At 47.5% G+C, this 16,869-nt stretch carries 11 protein-coding genes and 5 pseudogenes; 14 read left to right on the top strand and 2 right to left on the bottom strand.

All coding sequences use genetic code 11. From position 1 onward, the window contains the following. Nucleotides 1-7: 7 nt before the first annotated feature. The 3 genes and pseudogenes from CES87_RS17940 to CES87_RS17930 all read left to right on the top strand — a co-directional run bounded on the left by CES87_RS17940 (nucleotide 8) and on the right by CES87_RS17930 (nucleotide 2,951). Nucleotides 8-693, top strand: a pseudogene (locus CES87_RS17940) (transcriptional regulator). Nucleotides 694-1,042: 349 nt separating this feature from the next. Continuing rightward, a complete protein-coding gene (locus tag CES87_RS17935; RefSeq protein WP_128607170.1) occupies nucleotides 1,043-2,437 on the top strand; it encodes an undecaprenyl-phosphate glucose phosphotransferase in 1,395 nt (464 codons plus the stop codon). Nucleotides 2,438-2,693: 256 nt separating this feature from the next. After that, nucleotides 2,694-2,951, top strand: a complete 258-nt coding sequence (locus CES87_RS17930; RefSeq protein ID WP_128607169.1) for a hypothetical protein — start codon at nucleotides 2,694-2,696, stop codon at nucleotides 2,949-2,951. A 108-nt stretch (nucleotides 2,952-3,059) separates the two neighbouring features. On the opposite strand, the pseudogene rfaH reads toward CES87_RS17930, so the two are convergent. After that, nucleotides 3,060-3,559, bottom strand: a pseudogene (gene rfaH, locus CES87_RS17925) (transcription/translation regulatory transformer protein RfaH). Between the two features lie 673 nt (nucleotides 3,560-4,232). Here rfaH and CES87_RS17920 point away from each other — a divergent pair. The 9 genes and pseudogenes from CES87_RS17920 (at nucleotide 4,233) to CES87_RS17885 (ending at nucleotide 15,056) form a co-directional block, all read left to right on the top strand. Then, nucleotides 4,233-4,673 (top strand): low molecular weight protein-tyrosine-phosphatase, encoded by a 441-nt coding sequence (locus CES87_RS17920; RefSeq protein WP_128607168.1) that lies wholly within the window; start codon nucleotides 4,233-4,235, stop codon nucleotides 4,671-4,673. A gap of 37 nt (nucleotides 4,674-4,710) precedes the next feature. Beyond that, nucleotides 4,711-6,935: pseudogene (locus CES87_RS17915) on the top strand (polysaccharide biosynthesis tyrosine autokinase). A 331-nt stretch (nucleotides 6,936-7,266) separates the two neighbouring features. Then, the gene (gene wecB / locus CES87_RS17910) at nucleotides 7,267-8,385 is read left to right on the top strand and encodes a non-hydrolyzing UDP-N-acetylglucosamine 2-epimerase (RefSeq protein WP_128607167.1); all 1,119 of its coding nucleotides are present in this window, start codon (nucleotides 7,267-7,269) and stop codon (nucleotides 8,383-8,385) included. 100 nt (nucleotides 8,386-8,485) lie between these two features. After that, a complete protein-coding gene (wecC, locus tag CES87_RS17905) occupies nucleotides 8,486-9,733 on the top strand; it encodes a UDP-N-acetyl-D-mannosamine dehydrogenase (protein ID WP_128607166.1) in 1,248 nt (415 codons plus the stop codon). Continuing rightward, nucleotides 9,724-10,953: a hypothetical protein gene (locus tag CES87_RS17900; protein ID WP_128607165.1), complete on the top strand. Its 1,230-nt coding sequence runs from the start codon at nucleotides 9,724-9,726 to the stop codon at nucleotides 10,951-10,953. Before wecC ends, CES87_RS17900 begins: the two co-directional genes overlap by 10 nt. 1,070 nt (nucleotides 10,954-12,023) lie before the next feature. Beyond that, nucleotides 12,024-12,812: a DUF6369 family protein gene (locus tag CES87_RS17895; RefSeq protein WP_128607164.1), complete on the top strand. Its 789-nt coding sequence runs from the start codon at nucleotides 12,024-12,026 to the stop codon at nucleotides 12,810-12,812. Beyond that, nucleotides 12,788-13,102 (top strand): DUF6369 family protein, encoded by a 315-nt coding sequence (locus tag CES87_RS34355; RefSeq protein ID WP_371858224.1) that lies wholly within the window; start codon nucleotides 12,788-12,790, stop codon nucleotides 13,100-13,102. The genes CES87_RS17895 and CES87_RS34355 overlap by 25 nt, the downstream gene beginning before the upstream one ends. Further along, nucleotides 13,084-14,280 carry a glycosyltransferase gene (locus tag CES87_RS17890; protein ID WP_128607163.1) on the top strand — a complete coding sequence of 399 codons (1,197 nt, stop codon included), beginning with the start codon at nucleotides 13,084-13,086 and terminating at the stop codon, nucleotides 14,278-14,280. Before CES87_RS34355 ends, CES87_RS17890 begins: the two co-directional genes overlap by 19 nt. Further along, nucleotides 14,277-15,056, top strand: a complete 780-nt coding sequence (locus tag CES87_RS17885; RefSeq protein ID WP_128607162.1) for a WecB/TagA/CpsF family glycosyltransferase — start codon at nucleotides 14,277-14,279, stop codon at nucleotides 15,054-15,056. Before CES87_RS17890 ends, CES87_RS17885 begins: the two co-directional genes overlap by 4 nt. Before the next feature lie 223 nt (nucleotides 15,057-15,279). Here the strand turns inward: CES87_RS17885 and CES87_RS33240 are convergent. Continuing rightward, nucleotides 15,280-15,445 (bottom strand): annotated as a pseudogene (locus tag CES87_RS33240) (IS110 family transposase); the annotation flags it as partial. Between the two features lie 277 nt (nucleotides 15,446-15,722). Here CES87_RS33240 and CES87_RS17875 point away from each other — a divergent pair. Both CES87_RS17875 and CES87_RS17870 read left to right on the top strand, forming a co-directional pair. Further along, nucleotides 15,723-15,968, top strand: a pseudogene (locus CES87_RS17875) (transposase); the annotation flags it as partial. Nucleotides 15,969-16,536: 568 nt separating this feature from the next. Further along, nucleotides 16,537-16,821, top strand: a complete 285-nt coding sequence (locus CES87_RS17870; RefSeq protein ID WP_128607161.1) for a hypothetical protein — start codon at nucleotides 16,537-16,539, stop codon at nucleotides 16,819-16,821. The last annotated feature ends 48 nt before the right edge of the window (nucleotides 16,822-16,869 follow it).

The following is a 16,869-nucleotide window of genomic DNA, read 5'->3' as shown; positions in this document are numbered from 1 at the left end:
GATGGCCATGGAAAGCAGTTCAACCCCCCCAGAAAATATTTTGTTGTAGTCACCCACAGCCCCGCACTACAACTCGAGCTGGAGGCGCTGCTATCGAGCAAGCGCTACAACTCGTTCGGTACGTCACAAGCAAAAATGTTTGTAGAAAATGTGCCCGCACACTTCTCCCCCCCTAAACTCATGGAGTTTATTTACCCACACGTGGAAAGAATTGCCCCGCCTGTTATCAAACATGATACACAGCGCATTCTTTCGACATTCAAGACCGAGTGGCAAGCGGCGCAATTCAACACTCTGTACAACAACATTACCTCTATGACGGATGAAGCCCAGGACGACACCCGGAATTACACCCCCAATTTGGCCGAACCGCGCACTGTAATTGCTGAAACCTGGCGATTCAGCAATGGCGGTGGTGCGTTGATCAAAGATGATATGGAAATTGTCTTGACCGGACTGGAGGCCACCCTGCTCAAGAAAATGCTGCATCATGAAGATCGCGTGGTCAGTAAAGAGGATCTTATCCGCAGCATCGGCAGGGAACCCGAACACTATCGAGGTCTCGAAATGTGCCTGAGCCGACTACAGGAAAAGTTCAAGAGTGCCAGCAACGGCGAACGTCTTTTTCGTGCTGTCAGGAATCGTGGGTATTGCTTGATACAAAAAATCGCACGCGGGAAAAGCCCGAGCTGAGCAAATAATACGCTCATACTGGTAGTGCACTACAATAATAATAACGCACTCCGGCTTCCTGTCAGCTCCTACCCTCGACACATGTAAATCTGTACTACCCCCAGCTATTTTCCCGACCTTTTATAACGCACCCTGCCTCCCAAAACATATTAGCCAGCGATACTAACCTCTCGTTAGAAGTCGTCAGACAGCCTTCGCACCGATAACTTATTCTATTTACTGATAACAGCGCCGCCATTGGCGCTTCAGTTCGTCGGCGCATGACCATTTTATAAAAACAATAACGCATGCCAGATCAACTTTGGCTTTGTCTGTCGACACGCAAATGGACGTATTTTGAGGATATCGCATGGTTAACAATCTTCGTATCAATCGAAATACCACTCTCAAAGGATTGACCTTCTGGGGACAGTGGGTACTGGGCCTGGGCTTTGTTGTCGCCCTGTTACTTCTATTGGTTTATAACCAGACGGGAACGGTAGAGTTCTATTATCGAGTGTGCGCAACACTGACCGTACTGGCATCGGTGCCAGCATATTCCTGGTGCGGCGTTTATGCCAAGAAGGACAATTACCTGGAGGGCTTGATCAGACTATTTATGGGCTGGTCAATGACTCTGGCAGCGTTAGCTATTGTCGCCTTCCTCTGCAAGGCCAATGAACTGTTTTCCCGTCAAATCATTCTGGTATGGGCTGTCTGCAGCTACATCGGGCAGGCGTTGTTGTACGTCCCACTGCAAGGTTTCTCGAAGTACTACCAACGGTCACTTCAAAGTGAGCGCAAAACGCTGATCGTCGGTACCGGCGAGCTGGCGTTGGGACTGGCTAACAAGCTTCGTACCCTCGAGCACTTCCCGTTGGTCGGCCTGGTAAGTTGCGACACCAGTCCCGTCCTGGAGGCGGGTGCGCCACCTGTTGTAGGTCCGCAAGAAGCACTACTGGAGCTGATCAAGACCCACGACATTAGTCGTCTGTACATCACATTGCCCCTGAGTGAAGCGGCACAAATCGAAGCCATGTATGGCGACTTGCTGGATGCCCACGTAGACGTCGTCTGGGTTCCGGACTTGAACAGCCTGACCCTGCTCAATCATTCGGTCAGCGATGTTGACGGCCTTCCGGCGATCCATTTGAATGAAAGCCCGCTGACCAGCCAACCCACCGCCGCATTGAGCAAAAGCCTGCTCGACAAAAGCGTGGCACTGATGGCCATTGTCGTTCTAAGTCCATTGCTGCTGGTGATTGGCCTGACGGTGAAACTTACCTCCCAGGGTCCGGTTTTCTTCAAACAGGATCGTCATGGCTGGAATGGCAAGGTCATCCAGGTGTGGAAGTTTCGCTCGATGCGCGTTCATGACGATCACGAGGTCAAGCAAGCCAGTCGTAATGACTCGCGGATTACCCCGATCGGGCGCTTTATCCGTCGCACTTCCATCGATGAGTTACCGCAGTTGTTCAATGTCTTGCAAGGCCATATGGCTCTGGTCGGACCACGTCCGCATGCCATTGCACACAATGACTACTACTCCGGCAAAATTCTCGCCTACATGGCCCGCCACCGAATCAAACCGGGGATCACCGGGCTGGCTCAAATCAGCGGCTTCCGCGGCGAGACCGACACACTCGACAAAATGCAGAAGCGCGTCGAGATCGACCTTAAGTACATCAATAACTGGTCGTTGTGGCTGGATGTGAAAATCCTGGTAAAGACGCCCTTCACCTTGCTGTCAAAAGACATCTATTGATAGCGAGACTTCAGTTTATTGATGGTGCGCCATCGGTTTAATCAAGGGACGTGAGTCGGGACGCGGCCCCCTTGCACTGTGCGATTGCGCCGTCACTCGTGACGGCGCTTTCCCCAGCCATGCTTGCAACGGCGCCAACCCCGGCAGGCTGTTTTGCTATCGATTTTCAGGGCGGTGTACAACGCCGACTTCTGGTAAATCTCGCTCGATACCGCACAGCTTGTTGATCCGATTCAGGGCGATATCGGCACGCCAAGTGATGGCGCACCCAAGACGTTTTAACCTGCGTAATCGTCGGCATCAGGTAGCCGCGATAACCTTTAGGCAAGCGCACCGGAAGCAGGCGAACGTTAATAAAGTGAATGCCGGGCAATCGCGCGACGTTAAAAGCCGTATTCGGGAGCCGGAACATGAGGTGCGCCGCAAGGTTGCGGCCTTGGTGGAGAGCACTGCTTTCTTGATGCTACAAAAGAAGCTCAATGCCTACTGGGGAAGCGACAACAACGGCAACTGACCTTGTGGCTAGAACCGTATCCGCTCGTTAGCTGACTGACCGAGGCTATTGCAGTGCGCGCAGGCGCACGATAACTACCTTGGCTGATGATGAGAGCAATGCGCCATCTCAACGTTTACTAATACCCACCAAGGGCACACTGATTCTTTGCTCACGTTGCAGCAGTGTCATCAGGAGCAACACTCGCTGCTCTCCCTCCATCGCCAGGAAAATCGCTTCCAGATCGACAAAAGGCCCTCATTGATACGCACCCTGTCTCCACAAGCAAACCGCGCCTCCACAGGGGCACCACCATCGTGCTCATAAAGTTGCGCGATCAAGGCATCACCTACGGGCAGCGGCTTGCCTCCAAAACTGACAACTCGCAGAACACCGCGGGTAGAACGCAAAGGCGCCCAGCTTTCACCCGAACCGAGCCGGATAAACAGATAACTGGGAAACAGCGACTCGCGAACAATCCTCCTGCTCCCCTGTAAAACACGCTCGCGCCGGTGTGTAGGACGAAAACAGGTATATCCCTGGTTAACCAGATTGATCTCCGCACGCTCGTCTTGGCTCGCCTTGCATTGAACCAAATACCAAGCGCTGGCAGTAAGGCTCTCACGCAAGGTCGTTTGAACAGCCGCAGTATTATGGATGGACACAATCGGCACCTTTTCCGTCTATGCGGTCATGCAGCTCCGTGGTTATCGCCTGCATAGAATCCTCGACCTTGCTACGGATTTCTCCCAAGGATGGAAACGCACCTGAAAAACGGAGTTGGCGGGTCATGGAAATTTCGCCCTTTAAAAACATAAAAAACTTATAAGTAATGAGCGAACGATAGAGATCCCTCCACGCAAGGCAATACTCCTCACTCTTAGCATCAAACTAAACATCAAGATATTTAACACACCTCCAATACTGGACAACACATAAAAATCCGAAACGTTAAAATTCGTCCGACAAAAACCAACAATGTTATTTTTTATCTGACTTTATACATGGCTATTATTTTTGCCATGTGGCATTCAATAATTGCATGACATTTAATGGTTGATGTTGTCGTGGGTTGGCAGTTATGATTTTTAGCATAGCCGTTGTTAACCACGCTCGACCTCCAGATTGCAGCAGGTCAGGGTCTTTGCAGTGGAAAGGCTCATTCAGTACGGTAAACCTCACGGAAAGAGGCGCACACCCAATAGCTGCAAGCCGTCAAAGAAGTGCCATTGAAGAAAAGCATAATTGTAGTCTTTCCAATTGCACCATCACAGCAAGTGTGGAATTTCCAGGGAGGTTGCCTTGTTTAACAATATTCTAATCGTTTGCATTGGCAACATTTGCCGAAGTCCTACTGCAGAAAATTTGCTGCGAGAAGCACTGGGGCAGTCTGATATCAAAGTTAGCTCCGCGGGTCTTGGCGCGCTACAAGACCACCCGATCGAACCCACCGCCCGGGTCGTACTGGAAGAGCATGGCCATCTGCCAAAAGAGCACAAAGCCAATCAACTGACCCCTGCCGTCATCAGCGAATCGGACCTGATCCTGGTAATGGAGCAGTCGCACATAGACCGTGTTCTCAAGATCGCGCCTGAAGCGCGAGGCAAGGTCTTTTTGCTGGGCAAGTGGCAGGACAACCGCGAAATCAGCGACCCCTACCGTCAAGGCAAACCTGCTTTTGTGCATGCGTACGCGTTGATTGAAGAAGCAGTAACCGCCTGGGCAAGGCGTCTCGCACGCTAAACCATTCCTCGAATACCTGTTAAAAAAGAACCCACTTATGCAGCAAGCTCCAGCATTAACCTCACATGACGATGATGAAATCGACTTGATGGGCCTACTCGGGACACTGGTCGATCATAAATGGTTGGTTGCCGGGATCACTGCCGCCGCTATGGCCGTTGGAACGGCGTATGCGGTGTTGGCCACTCCTGTTTACCAGGCAACTGCCTTGATTCAGGTGGAGGCAAAAAAAAATGACATGCTCGGTTTCTCCGATATCAACAGCATGTTGGGTAAAGAGTCACCTTCAGCCACAGAAATCGAATTAATCAAGTCGCGCGCCATCATTGGCAAGGTTGTCGACAATCTATCGCTTGATATTACGGTCGAGCCGAACCGTTTTCCTGTGATCGGCGACTTTATTGCTCGTCGGTTCAAACCAGACGCTGATAATACGGTCGCGAAGCCCTGGCTTGGCATGAGCAGTTTTGCCTGGGGCGGCGAAACCCTGAAAATATTTCAGCTCGAGCTCCCACAAGAGCTCCTGAGCCAGGAACTAACCTTGGTCAGCGGTGAAAACGGTCACTTCACGTTGCTGGACGAGGACGACAATGTCCTAGTCCGAAGCCAAGTGGGTCAAGCCTATAACCAAGATGGCATTAAACTGCAGGTCGAAGTGTTGCACGCCAATCCTGATACAACGTTCAAAATTGTGCGTGACCCACGCCTGACCAGTATCTTGAAGTACCAAAAGGTACTTGATGTGTCAGAGCGTGGTAAGGAATCCGGCATGATCGGGCTTGCTCTTGAGAGCGAGGAACCGGCTGAAGCCATTCAAATCCTCAATGAAATCGCCAATCTCTATGTACGGCAGAATGTTGAGCGGACATCGGCCGAAGCCGCTCAAAGCCTGGAGTTTCTGAAAGATCAACTGCCTCAGGTCCGTAAAGACCTGGAAACTGCCGAAAACGCCCTGAACAAGTATCAAATTCGTAGTAAATCCATCGATATCAGCCTGGAAGCCAAAGCCATTCTCGATCAGATCGTGGCGCTTGACACCAGCATCTCCACACTGAAATTGCAGCAAGCGGAAATGGATCGCAAGTTTACCCCCAGCATCCCGCCTATCGGGCCTTGCTCAGTCAATTAGGCGAACTGACAGCCAAGCAGAATAACTTGGCCAAAAAAGTCGAGGGCCTGCCTTCAACGCAGCAAGAACTCCTTAGTCTCACCCGCGATGTAAAAGTCAGCACCGAAATTTATACCCAGCTCCTGAATAAATCCCAGGAACTGGATGTGATGCGTGCCGGCACCGTGGGCAACGTGCGCTTGGTCGACACCGCCGATGTTGATTTGCGCAAGCCCGTTAAACCCAAGAAGGCCTTGATTGTACTGATTGCTACCCTGCTTGGAGCATTCCTAGCGATTGCATTGGTGCTTTTTCGCAAAGCCCTTAACCGCGGCGTGGAAAATCCGGATCAAATTGAACAGCTGGGGTTGCCGGTATACGCATCCATTCCTTTCAGTACGCTGCAAAAAAGTGAAGAAAGCAAAATCCTCCGCAGTGGCCGAGGCCGCGCCAACAAGGCCGCCCCCATACTGGCCAGCAGTCACCCGACCGACTTGGCCATAGAAGGATTACGCAGCCTGCGCACCAGCCTGCACTTCGCCATGCTAGAAGCCGGCAATAATCGCCTGATGGTCTCCGGCCCGAGCCCCAAAGTAGGTAAAACGTTCGTTTCCGCCAACCTCGCCGCAGTCATCGCTCAAACCGGCCAGCGTGTATTGCTTATCGACGTGGATATGCGCAAAGGCTATCTGCACAAGGTATTCGGAACTCCAGCTGAAAACGGACTTTCTGATTTACTAGTCATGCGCTGCGACCTGGCTACCGCGATCAATAAAACTGAATTCGAGCACCTTGACGTTATCGGCCGCGGACAAATACCGCCCAACCCTTCAGAACTGCTAATGCACGCGAACTTCAGTGCCTTTCTGGAACAGGTCAGCGCCCAGTACGACTTGGTGATTCTGGATACCCCACCACTGCTGGCAGTGACGGATGCTGCGATTGTCGGTCGCCAGTCAGGTACCAGTTTAATTGTGACGCGGTTTGCGCTTAACCCGGTTCGTGAAATTGAATTGACCATGCGTCGCTTTGCTCAAAACGGCATTGATTTGAAAGGCGCCATTCTCAATGGCGTTGAAAAACGCGCCTCGGCCAAATATGGCTATGCCGATTACGGTTATTACAACTACGAATATAAGTCAGAGAACGTTTAGCTCACTAACTGTACCGATACCTCACTACCGCCAAGCAGAAGTGCATGGCGGTAGCAATTTAACTCAGCCTTGCTACTGCAGCTGAAAAAAAAGATGCAGAGACATCAATAAACAATGTGGCTTTCAGGGACTAGCAATTAATCCTGGGGCGGTAGCGTGGCAAAAATCAAATTCGTACAGCCCCACGTCGATGGTTATCCGTTAATACGGCGTAGTTCTATGGACAAACAAAAGCTGGGTACAGATCTTTTAACAGCATAGATCTGAAACGACATTTGTTAGTCAGTCCAAACATACCCTCACCTTCAATTACGAACATATGGACCGTCCTATGAAGACCTTATGCATTTTTGGCACCCGTCCTGAGGCCATTAAAATGGCTCCTCTTGCGTTGGCATTGGCGGCAGATGAACGCTTTGAGGCGAAAGTCTGCGTCACCGGCCAACACCGTGAAATGCTCGATCAAGTGTTGGGATTGTTTTCCATTGAGCCGGACTTCGACCTGAACATCATGAAACCCGGCCAGGACCTGACCGATGTAACTAGCGCGATCTTGCAAGGGCTGAAAAAAGTCCTGGCCGAATTCAAACCCGATATTGTGTTGGTTCACGGTGATACCGCCACCACCTTTGCTGCCAGCCTCGCGGCCTACTACCAGCAGATTCCGGTTGCGCACGTGGAAGCCGGTTTGCGCACGGGAAACCTTTACTCTCCGTGGCCAGAAGAAGGCAATCGTAAACTCACAGGGGCGTTGGCCAACCTGCACTTCGCGCCTACCGAAACGTCGCAAGCCAATCTGCTGCGCGAGGGCATTAATCCAGACACTATCGTCGTCACGGGCAACACAGTGATTGATGCCTTGCTGGATGTCGTCAAACGCCTCGATCAGGACCAGCAACTGCTTGCCCAAGCCTCTGCACCGGCCGCCTTCCTAAACCCGGCTCGAAAATTGATCCTCGTTACAGGCCATCGCCGGGAAAGTTTCGGTGACGGCTTCGAGCGCATCTGTCAGGCGTTGATGGAGGTTGCCCAGCAACATCCAGAGGTTGATATCGTCTATCCCGTACACCTCAATCCCAATGTGCGCGAGCCCGTCAATCGACTACTGACCGGCATTGACAACATCTACCTGATCGAGCCCCTGGACTACCTGCCTTTCGTCCACATGATGAGCCGTGCGCATATCATCTTGACCGACTCCGGAGGCATCCAGGAGGAAGCCCCGTCGTTGGGCAAACCCGTGCTGGTGATGCGCGATACAACAGAACGGCCAGAGGCTGTTGCCGCAGGCACGGTCAAACTGGTCGGGACCGAAACCGCCGATATTGCCCGCGAGTTGAACCGCTTGCTGTCCGATACCGTGGCCTACCGCACCATGAGCTACGCCCATAACCCTTACGGCGACGGTAACGCCTGCCAGCGCATCATCGAGGCGCTGCTCGCTCGTTAACCCCTTCCTTACTTAACAGCCGTTGCTTTGCTCGGCTGTTATCTAGATTGAAAAACGTATCTACACAACACATTCAAGGACGCACCATGCCTTTTAAACCATCTCCGTCGTTGGTCTCGGGTATATCGGCTTGCCCACTGCGGCTGTCTTCGCTTCGCGCAAAATACAAGTGATCGGCGTCGATGTTAATCAAAACGCGGTTGATATCATCAACCGTGGTCAGATTCATATCGTTGAACCGGATCTGGATATGGTGGTGCATGCGGCTGTGACCGAAGGCTATCTACGTGCCACCACCCAACCAGAACCCGCCGATGCTTTCTTAATTGCCGTGCCTACGCCGTTCAAGGGCGACCATGAACCCGACCTGAGCTACATCGAATCGGCCAGTAAAAGCATTGCCCTAGTGTTGAAGAAAGGCGATCTGGTCATTCTTGAATCGACCTCCCCGGTCGGCGCCACCGAACAGATGGCCACATGGCTCGCCGAAGCTCGCCCAGACCTTAGCTTTCCGCAAACCCACGGTGAAAGCTCCGACATCCGCATTGCTCACTGCCCGGAACGTGTACTGCCAGGTCATGTGCTGCGTGAACTAGTACAGAACGACCGTGTTATTGGTGGCATGACACCGAAGTGCTCCGAATTGGCCATCAGCCTTTACAAAATTTTCGTCCAGGGCGAATGCATCGTCACAAATGCCCGCACTGCGGAAATGTGCAAGCTGACAGAAAATAGTTTCCGCGATGTAAATATTGCTTTCGCTAATGAATTATCGATGATTTGCGACAAACTGCAAATAAATGTTTGGGAGCTAATTCAACTGGCCAATCGGCATCCGCGAGTAAATATTTTACAACCCGGCCCTGGGGTCGGTGGACACTGCATAGCAGTGGACCCATGGTTTATTGTAAGTAAAACCCCGGAACAAGCTCGCTTGATCAGGACTGCACGAGAGGTAAACGATAGTAAGCCACAGTGGGTACTCGGTAAAGTTAATGAGGCAGTTAACGATTTATTGCGGACAAACCCTAAAAAAACCGTACGCGAATTAACGATCGCATGTTTTGGATTATCCTTTAAACCAGACATTGACGACCTTCGAGAAAGCCCTGCAGCATCTATTACGAAAAATATCGCTACTAACCACCCCGGACGCACTCTTGCAGTAGAACCTAATATTTCAGAGTTACCAGTTAAGCTCAAAAGTAACTTAACGCTTACTAGCCTTGATGAAGCATTAGCTGAAGCGGATATAATAGTCCTCCTCGTCGACCACAACGAATTCAAGTCTGTACCACGTGACAAAATTTCTGGAAAAATCATTGATACCCGTGGAATATGGAAATAATCTCGCGTGTCAGAGGTAAGGTAGAAAACCACGCCGCCGCTCTAGCCCTTATGGCTGGGGCGGCAGCCTTTTTTATAGCAAATGCTTCACTATCCAAGATAATGAATAGCGTCGATTATGGAGCTTACTCTTTAATAGCTACGCTGCTAACGATATCAACATCGTTTGGACTATTAGGGCACGAACAAAGCATTTTAAGACTATCTTCCATAAAAAACAAAAGTCTTGAAATACCCAAAAAAGAGCTTCACACGTCTGTATCACTCTGTTTTATTTCGCCAATTGCAGGGATATTGTATCTATATAACTTTACAACCACCCCCATCATTGGAATATTAGATATAGCGATAGTATACACGCTATATACCCTAGGGCTCGGAGCTACATTATTCTGCTACATTGACCGAGGAAGAGACCTAAAATTTCACTCACAACTACACGCTGCGAGCTGGAAGATCTCGTTCCTGGCTGGCGCAGTTACTTGCTTACTTCTGCCATCCCCCACACTAACCTCGCTGCTTTTACCAAGCACAATATTTCAAATAATATTCGTAGCAATCACACTCAAAACATATCCAATCTCAGCCCCTCGTGCAACCATCTCCAAGGACAACAAAACATACAATTCAAGTTTAAATTTCAGCTTCCTTCTAACTATGCTTACAGGAGCGGCACTTTCATTTGGCGATAGATTATTTATTCAGACAAATTTTGGACTGGAAACACTGGGTCAATTTTTTCTATACCAAAACCTTTTACTCTCCCCTCTACTGATAATTTCAAGCTACTTAGCAATAAACCAAACACAGCACATTAAAAATGGAAAATGTAAAAAAGATGTTATTACCACGATAAAAAAACAAGCATATACATCAGTCGTCATCTACACTTCAATTCTACCAATAATTTTATTCGTTCCGCTTTTCGACGACGAGCATAAATTATCGTGTTTGATTATGCTAGCAATTGGCGCCAGCAGAATTCCGTACTCAACAATTTCTGCTATCCAGAGCATAGGATCCTCACCTCGCTCTCACCACATAGCCAACATTATATCTTTATGCCCTTTACTATTATTTCTATTATTTTATCATTTTGACTACCTAACAAATAATGCGATCACTCCAACCCTTTATTTAAGCATTCTTGCAGGCTGGCTTTTAAGATCAGCTTACATACTAAAAACATACGTCGGAGCTACAGATGTCCATATTAGTTAAAATGACTAAAGCACTTGGTCTCTTAGAAGAAAAAAACAAAAAGCTTTCAATGAAAAAACACACCCATGCGCCCTGCATCCGATGAAATATGTTTTCCACGAAGAGAAAGAGAGCCGAAGTCTTGTTGTTGTATTTTCTGCTTTCCCTGCCGCAAACAGCACAGCGCGCTATAACTACATGCGCAGCCTCAAGGATGTAACCACAAATAGACTCTTCATCTTAGATGACTTCGGCTTCGACCAAAGGGGTCTTACTATCTAGGCCGAGACGGAAACTTTCAAATACAAGACGCTACAATTTCCTTAATCAATAAAATAAGAGCAGAAAATAAAATAGAAAAGATGGTATTTGCTGGCTCTAGCAAAGGTGGGTATGCGTCAATTTTTTTCTCATCCTTCTATGAAAATACACATATAATAGCGGGTGGCCCTCAATATTTACTGGGGGAATATCTCAATACCCCAGATCACGCACATATACTCAAGTTCATATGCGGGGATAACTCGATAGAATCAGTCAATTCTCTTAACTCATTATCAAGAAAAATCCTTGAAAAGAAAATAAGCGCAACTTGTACCTATGATATTTTCTGCTCAAAAACTGACAGCATGTATCCATTACATATTAAAGAACTGCTTAACGACTTAGAACGCAACAAGTTGAACTTTGTGTTCAACCTAGGGACTTATGCGACACATGACGACTTGGCGGTAGAATTTCCTGCCTTTCTAAAAACAACAGTTCAGAATATTCTTTGCCCAAAGAATAGTGGCGTGCATAGTTGAGGAGCAAAGTCCAAACCAAAAATCTTGATGGTTAGATTTTTACAGCAAATCAAATCATGCATATGCACACCTTCAAAAGGTTTTCTCCAGGCACAACTACATTTGAATAGAAACGCTGTGCTAAAGCAGCTTAACCCCTTAAATAAAATAGAATATATGTACGCGATATACTCATTAGCTGCACTAATGACAAGTCTACTGACCCTAACTCATAAAAGAAAATCTCTAAAATTTTTTATAATTTTGAGTTGCGTCATTCCTTCTTCTTTCGCATTTGAAACGCAAGTGTCAGTTCTTGGCATATATTTTTTTGAGCACTTTTATTGGGTTGCACTGCCAATTTCTGCAATTTTTGTTGTAAAAAAAGGAATACCAAAAAAACTAAAAATTGTGGCAATAGCAATCCTCATATATTTCGCATATATTTTATCAGCCATATACCTCTATAACGGCGAGCCAAAGTACCTTATAAGAGACATTAGACCCTTAATAACTTTAACGGCCCCACTACTACTAATATGCCTTTTCAGGAAAATTACGTTATCCCCGAGTGAAATTGATAAAATCATCGTGATTTCCTCGACAGCCACAATAGCAACTTACCTTACGATCTTATTAGGCATACTGAGCTTTTCTAATGCTTTTTATGATGAGGAAAATAGATACAGATATTTTGGTATCTGTACTTATCTATGCTGCGCATATGTGATTAGTGCGTTCACAAATCCTGCCACAAACAAAACCAATCTCCGCCGACTAGCAATTGCCTTGAGCCTTGTAGTGGTTTTGATTTCAGGTTATAGAGTTTTTATCATTGCTGTCCTTTTGTCTGTAATCATGTCCAACATTAAAAATCCAGCCACTGTTATCAAAGCAGCATTTTTATCTATCGCCATGTTATTCACTGGTGTGCAAATCGCAATAAACTTAGGAATTGAACGAATTACAAGCGCCTTAAGCCTATCCGGAATTTTAACGCAACTAACTACAAGATTCTCTCCCGCAATGGCTCACATCAATGACTATGAATTTAGCAATTACATTTTCGGATCTGGACTAGGCACAACATTTTAATTCCTTGGTTTGACTACCAGAATCTTGACACTAGGAATAACACAGTAGACTCAACATATATAACCCTATACGTAAAAATCGGAATATTCTCGATAATTTATGTTTTAGCCTTGCTAAGGCTTGCCTCATTTGATGCACCAGATCGAGCAAAGACTGCATCTCTTATATTTTGTGGAATAATCATGCTGACATTCCCAATTGCATACCATCCTGCACTAGCTATATACATCCTTTCCTTTTATCTGATGAACAAACGAGAGCCATTGCAACAATGGAAAATCACAAATTGAAAATTTGTCATGTATCCCATCAAACATGGCCCTCTGTCTGCGGCTCAGTATCGAGACTGGAAAACATATTATCGGCACAGAAAATGTCGGGCATATCAAGTTTTGTTATTAGTTCGCCATTTCAAAAAAGCTTAAATAGTAATGCAGATATCGAGCTGAACAATGGCGTAACATACTACCGCTGCGGACCTGAGAAAGAAGCTGACGGCGTTAAAAATCAACGAACATTACTAGAACGTATTGGGAGAGCATTTTCAATAATACCTTTCACAAAAAGAATTATTGATATTTGCAGAAAAGAAGATCCCGACGTGATTCATGCACACGCTACATTTGCTATGGGCATTCCCGCTCTTATTTCAGGATTTATCCTGAATAAGAAAGTGGTATATGAAATGCGCTCCACTTGGGAAGACGACATCAGTGGTGGCGCATTCATCTCACTGCAAAAAAAACTTATTAAGTATTTGGAATATTTTACAGGCACTTATTCCAGCTATGTATTTTTTGTATCGAACGGAATAAGAGACCATTATTTTAAGACTGCCCCTCGTAACAACCAAACGATTCATAATTGCGTCCCACCGCCTAGCGAACAGCACACTTTAAAGAGCGAAAATTATTCCTTCGGTTATATTGGCTCAATCGTCTATTACGAGGGACTAGAAACGCTTATTGAAGCTAGCGCCATTCTCGCCCAGAGAAGAGACGATTTCTCCGTAAACATCTACGGTGAGGGAAAAGAGAGAGATTTTCTTCAGAAAATGGTTGAAGAATTAGGTCTTAGCTCCAACATAAAATTTCATGGCCGCATTGAATACTCGGATATTGGAACAGCTTACTCAAAAATAAACTGTATAGTTTTGCCTCGCCGGGATTTACCCATTACTCAAAAAGTGGCTGGACTAAAACCAATTGAAGCTTTCTCCTATAAAAAGCTAGTTCTCGCTTCTAATGTTGGTGGAATGCGGGAGTTATTCACAGACAAACAGCATGGCCTGATGTTCGAACCTAACTCTCCTGAAACATTAGCAGGTCTTATGGAAGGTGCTATTGATGGAAAAATTAATGAAGCAAAAATAATTTCTCAAGCACTTCATCACTATCAAAAATACTTTACTCTTGAAGAGATGGGGAATAGATATTTAAGCGCCTATAAACAGGTTATATCAAAATGAACAACTCTACCAAATCAATAAATGCCTTTGGCGTGAATATCTCAACATTAGATATGGAAGGCACCGTTGAGTACTTATTTTCTGAGACGCATACCTCGCACCCCATAGTGAGGGAGGACATGAACGCTTTCAAGGCATGCCTCAAATACAAGAGCGCCGAGGTACACACTGCTCTAAACGAGGCGAATATAATAAACGCGGATGGCATGTCAATTGTTTACGCTATGCGATTTTTGCAAGGCATAAAGTTACCACGCGTGACTGGATGTGATTTGCTTTCGGAACTAATTAAAGAATCTCACTTCAGAAGAAAAAAGATTTTTCTTCTGGGTGCCAACGAAGAAGTAGTATCAAAGCTTGCCTTAGAAATAACGAGCACTTTTCCAGAAAACATTGTAGCTGGCTACAGAAATGGATACTTCACGAAAAATGAATGGCCAGAAATTATTGAAGTTATCGCAGCCAGTGAAGCTGAATTAGTTTTCATCGGAACACCCTCACCACAAAAAGAAGAGTTCGTCAATTACGCAAAGAAAAACATACACCGCAAAATTATCTTAATGGGCGTCGGCGGTTCATTTGATGTTCTTTCAGGAAAAACGAAGCGCGCCCCTTTATGGATGCAAAACTTCGGTCTTGAATGGTTTTTTCGATTAACCCAAGAGCCCGGGCGGATGTGGAGACGCTATCTTACTACCAATAGTAATTTCATTTGGCTGGTCATCAAAGAAAAACTTAAAATCCAACAAAAGAAACGCCAACAGTTCCCGCAATAAATTGTGCCCAACGCCTCGCGCAATTCATAGACAGCCATCAGGTGGATCTAAGTGCTCTGTGGTTCGTTAGCCAAAAGGTCATTCTCTCCGGTGCAGTCATGAAGACCACTCATTGACTTAAATATCGCTGCGCATGCGAAAGGTGCAGATGCATTAGGGATAAGTCATTCTTGTTACCCATGACAACCGGCTTTACATGTAGTGGGGCGATCAATTTCGCCTAGTGGCTCAAAGCAATCACTTACCAGGCCAACCAACAAGAGCCGCCAGTCACTGGATCAATTGTCTTTGATTCATTTTTTGCGGAATACTTCGTATCCCTTCGCATCTTGGCCATGCAAGTGAAACGTGTTTTTGTCGATGTCGATACCTAAGGAAGCTCCGATCAACTTGCCGCAACCGAGCGGCAAGTTGAGTATTCCATACCGTTCAGCGCCATTTATCGCGATAACGTCACATGCGCAACACGTTGTCGGGCTTTTCAGTCCATTTCTTCGTATTACACGCGTAACTCGCCCATACCCATCAGCTTTTTCCAGCCATCCACAGGTTTGATAGAGAGTATGCGATCCATCAACACGATCCCCGAAGCTATGCTACCGATTTCTCTCAGGAGCCAGTACGTCATGATGCGACCCGACGCTAAAGTCGAAAAGGTATACCTCTGGCCTGGTGCACAGAAAGTACAGCACGGGCGGCAAGGCGAATTTGCTGGGGATCAGCAAGCGCAGTGACAAGCATCTCAGGCGAATGCTGGTTCAGTGCGCCAGGATTTACATGCAGCGGCTTGAACACCAGAAAGGGGCTCTGGCCGATGGGGTGCGCTTGCTACTGATGCGACGGCATTCCAATGCGGTGGCCTGCGCACTGGCGAACAAGCTGGGCAATAGCAGCCCACCATGGCGAGTTTGAAGCAGGGCCAGACATCTTGATGTGTCTGACCCTGCGGTTGTTGCAGTACCACGATTTGGCTTCCAGGTTTTGCGATAGCTGAATAACGAATGATGTAAACGGCCTTCCGGCCTGGCGAAGAACCTGATCCATGAACAGGCTATATGAAGCCGCTGGTTTTTTTTAGGTTCGTCAGGCGCGACTCACATTGTGGCGCGGGGCATGCCCCAGATAGACGCCGGATAGATTTAAGCAAGCCAACCACTTCGCCCGCTAATCAGTATTGCAGAAACGGGGTGACCATAGATTCATGGATTGCATACATTGGACTCGCCCTCTGGCATGGCTAACCAATGTTAGAAACCGCGATCACGTTAGAAAACGTCAGACCTGTTAGGCGTCCTACACAGGTATTCTTGAGGCAATAATCGCAAGATAATCTCACTGAGGAATGACCCAGAGGTCAACTCTCATCGAGTTCGAATCAATACTATCCTTAACGTTACTGGACGCTCCGAGTTTTTGGCCTTGCACGCTTGCTTCTTAGTTTCACCGCCAATACCGACGATGCATAAAAAAGGAATCTACCATGACCAAATTTCTTGCTTCCGCTCTAATGCTTTCTTTAAGTGCTTCCGTTTTCGCCGCTGAGCCTCCCGCTGCGTCTTCTGCTCCAGGCACACCTGCAAAACCCGCAGCAAACGCTTCTTTGAATCTGTCCACCCCTCTCGTGGGCAGCCTGACCACAGGGACTGCTCTCGGCATCGGCGCCGCGGTTATAGCCGGCGCCGCAGCGCTGTCATCCAGTGGCGGCGGAAGCAACAATGACGGCGGCACTACTGGCACTACCGGGACCACCGGTACCACCCGCTAAGCCCACCGCCAGGTTGATCGCCCTCCCCCCCCCAGAGTAATCCGGGGG

Origin of the sequence: Pseudomonas sp. ERMR1:02 (assembly GCF_002277815.1) — a bacterium.
Taxonomy (GTDB): Bacteria; Pseudomonadota; Gammaproteobacteria; order Pseudomonadales; family Pseudomonadaceae; genus Aquipseudomonas.
Note: the sequence above shows the minus strand (reverse complement) of the source record. Positions and strands in the feature narration are given on the sequence as shown.